The organism is Catenibacterium sp. (assembly GCF_052354645.1).
GTDB classification, from domain to species: domain Bacteria; phylum Bacillota_I; class Bacilli_A; order Erysipelotrichales; family Coprobacillaceae; genus Catenibacterium; species Catenibacterium mitsuoka_A.
This window is the reverse complement of the sequence record NZ_DAWDDM010000236.1, coordinates 1-3,139: the sequence shown is the minus strand read 5'-3', so window position 1 is coordinate 3,139 and position 3,139 is coordinate 1. Positions and strand designations below refer to the sequence as shown.

At 31.6% G+C, this 3,139-nt stretch carries 2 protein-coding genes and 1 pseudogene; all 3 read right to left on the bottom strand.

What is annotated here, in order from left to right; all coding sequences use genetic code 11:
- Positions 1-149: 149 nt before the first annotated feature.
- Positions 150-1,019 (bottom strand): AraC family transcriptional regulator, encoded by an 870-nt coding sequence (locus ACT8VG_RS09255; protein WP_444195698.1) that lies wholly within the window; start codon positions 1,017-1,019, stop codon positions 150-152.
- A 47-nt stretch (positions 1,020-1,066) separates the two neighbouring features.
- Positions 1,067-2,533, bottom strand: a complete 1,467-nt coding sequence (locus ACT8VG_RS09250) for a glycoside hydrolase family 1 protein (protein ID WP_418582372.1) — start codon at positions 2,531-2,533, stop codon at positions 1,067-1,069.
- A 12-nt stretch (positions 2,534-2,545) separates the two neighbouring features.
- Positions 2,546-2,962: pseudogene (locus ACT8VG_RS09245) on the bottom strand (alpha/beta hydrolase); the annotation flags it as partial.
- Between the last annotated feature and the right edge of the window lie 177 nt (positions 2,963-3,139).

The window sequence follows — 3,139 nt, the reverse complement described above, 5'->3', positions numbered from 1 at the left end:
ATCTTCTGTTGTAGTATTTGGTGTTTTTACTTTTCCCTTATTAGAGATTTGATAATTTTCATGAATCAATCCATATTTAATAAAAGTTCCACCAATATCAATAGCTAATACACTTTTCATAATTTTCTCCTTTGAAAAGAGACTATTTCCTAAGAAATAGTCTCGTCTTTTATCTGATGTTTTTTTCTAAATTGAGAGGGTGTCTCATGATAGCTCTTCTTAAAGTGACTTATTAAAGAATGTTCATTTGAAAAACCACACTCAATTGCGATATCTAAGTTTCTCTTTTGTGTTGTCATCAATAGAAACTTAGCACGATCTAATCTTATCTTGGTTAAATAAGTATAATAAGTTGTATTCAAATTCTTCTTGAAGAGCAAAGAAATGTGTTGTGTTGTATAATTGAATTCCTGCGACAATTTCTGCAATGATATATCATCTTGATAATGTGTACTCACATAGAATAGAATATCTGAAAATATATCGTTAATTTCATCTTTTGCATCCAATAAATCAGATTGTGTTTCTTGAACACATAGTGCAAGAATATTTAATATACTTGCTTTATATCTTAATTGTGAGTAAACATCATCATGATTTATAAGCTGTATTATCGTTGAACAATAAGATTGGAACTCTTCTTCATTTTGAACAATAAAGACTTTATCGTTCAATAAAGAAGAAGACATATGTTGAAGTATAAAACCTATATTAATATGTATACATTGATAGTTATAGTGTCCTGTTTCTGCAACTATCTTATGTAATGTCTGCATGCCGATAACAACAGTGTTCCCTTTATGAACAATTGTTTCTCCTTGCGGAGTATAGACAGTCATTTCTCCTTCAGTAATATGAACAATTTCTAACCATTCATGCCAATGAGGTTCAACAATAAATAACTCCTGATTCTCTCCTACATCACCTAAAAATAAGCAATATTTATGTTTATCAAAACGCCTTAAGCTAAGATTTTCACCATCTATATTTTCATATTCTTCATCATATTCAATCTTCATATAATTCACCTTATAGAATTATACCACAACCATTTCTTAATAACTACTTATAGTTCTTCGCCGTTTGATTGAATCACCTTTTTATACCAGTTAAACGATTTTTTCTTCGTTCTTTTTAAAGAACCATTTCCTAAATCGTCCATATCTACATAAACAAAACCATATCTTTTTTTCATTTCACCTGTACCTGCACTGACCAAATCAATGCATCCCCATGGTGTATATCCCCAAACTTCAACACCATCATACTCGATAGCAATCTTTATCTGTTCGATATGTTTTCTTAAATAATTAATACGATAATCATCATTAATAGATCCATCTTCTTCAATTGTATCTAATGCACCAAGTCCATTTTCAACAATCATGAGTGGTAATTGATACTTATCATATAAACGATTTAATACAAGTCTTAATCCTTCCGCATCAATAGGCCATCCCCATTCAGATTCCTCTAAATAAGGATTTTTAGCGCCTCCAATTTGATTTCCTGATGAACCTTCTTTGACTTCCTTAGTAGAAATAACAGAAGAGTTATAATAACTGAATGAAATAAAGTCTACAGTACCTTCTTTTAAAAGTTCCTGATCTCCTTCTTCAGTTTTCAAAACGATGTTCTGTCTTTCTAATTCTTTTAATTTATAGTTTGGATAATATCCGCGACATTGTACATCATAATAGAAATCCTTAAAATCTCTTGCCATTTCCATTTCTTTGATTGAGTCTAATGGTTTACATGTTTCAGGATAGAATAGAATATTCGCAATCATTAAGCCAATTTTGAAATCAGGATTAATTTGATGGCCTAACATAACAGCTTTTGCACTTGCTAGAAGAATATGATAAATTGCCTGCTGCTGATTCTGCACATTTTGAGATGCTTCAAAGATACCAAGTGTAGTATAATCTCTTAAAAAGTTAATTTCATTAAATGTTAACCAGTACTTGACCTTATCTTTGTATCTTGTAAATATTGTTTCACAATATCTAGTGAAGAATTCTATTGTTCTTCTGTCTAACCATCCTTGATATTGAACCGCTAGATTTAAAGGGAGGTCGAAATGATTAATAGTAACAAGCGGTTCAATTCCATATTTTAGACATTCGTCAAAAACATTATCATAAAATTTTAATCCTTCTTCATTAGGTTGCTCATCATCACCATTAGGGAAAATACGAGTCCAGTTAATAGACATTCTAAATGTCTTAAATCCCATTTCTCCCATTAAAGCAATATCTTCTTTGTAATGATTATAAAAATCAGTTGCCACATGGCTTGGATAGTAAACAGAATCATCAATGATTGCCTTTGCATTCTTAGGAACATCCTGAAAACGATTAATTGTTTGTCTTGTTCCATCCTCCAACTCAATAACAATACGTCTCGGATTATGCATATCACCATTTGTGATAACATCCGCAGTAGCTAGTCCTTTACCACCGCTTAAATATCCACCTTCATACTGATTTGCAGCAGTTGCACCGCCCCACAAGAAATTCTTAGGAAAACTCATAATTTACCTCCACTATACTTTTCTTTTTGCATTTGAATATTCATCTGTTCTAGGAATCCAATCTAAAAATCTTTCAATCGCAAGATTCCAGAAACGCCATTCATGTTCATAATCTTTAACACTGATCCAATCAACATTCATTCCTTTTTCTTTCATTGCTTCAACAAACTTAACGTCAGATTCATATATAAAATCTTTATCTCCACAAGTCATATAAACTGGAATGTTTCCATCACTGTCTTCTAATACTTGATATAAGTCAATAGGGTTGTCTTTCATTTTTACTGCTGCTGAAAAAGCACCAATCGCATTATATTTATGAGTATTTGATAAGCCATGATATAAAGCACCAAATCCACCCATTGACAAGCCAGCAATATAGCGATCCTCTTTTCTATGAGAAATTGGGAATACTCCTTCTATAAATTCTGGTAACTCGTTTTAAATAAAATCATAAAATGCATCCTGTGGTTGATCAATGTAATACTTGTTTTCTCCAGAAATCATAACAACAGCTATCTGTCTCTCTTCCGCAAATAGTTCTACACTTGTATAGCCACCCCATTGTGCATGGTTATTACCAAATCCATGTAAGAGATATAATAC

Bases quoted from the DNA above. Each gene is read 5' to 3' on its own strand.
- ACT8VG_RS09255 (WP_444195698.1), bottom strand. From the start codon at position 1,019: ATGAAGATTGAATATGATGAAGAATATGAAAATATAGATGGTGAAAAT.
- ACT8VG_RS09250 (WP_418582372.1), bottom strand. From the start codon at position 2,533: ATGAGTTTTCCTAAGAATTTCTTGTGGGGCGGTGCAACTGCTGCAAAT.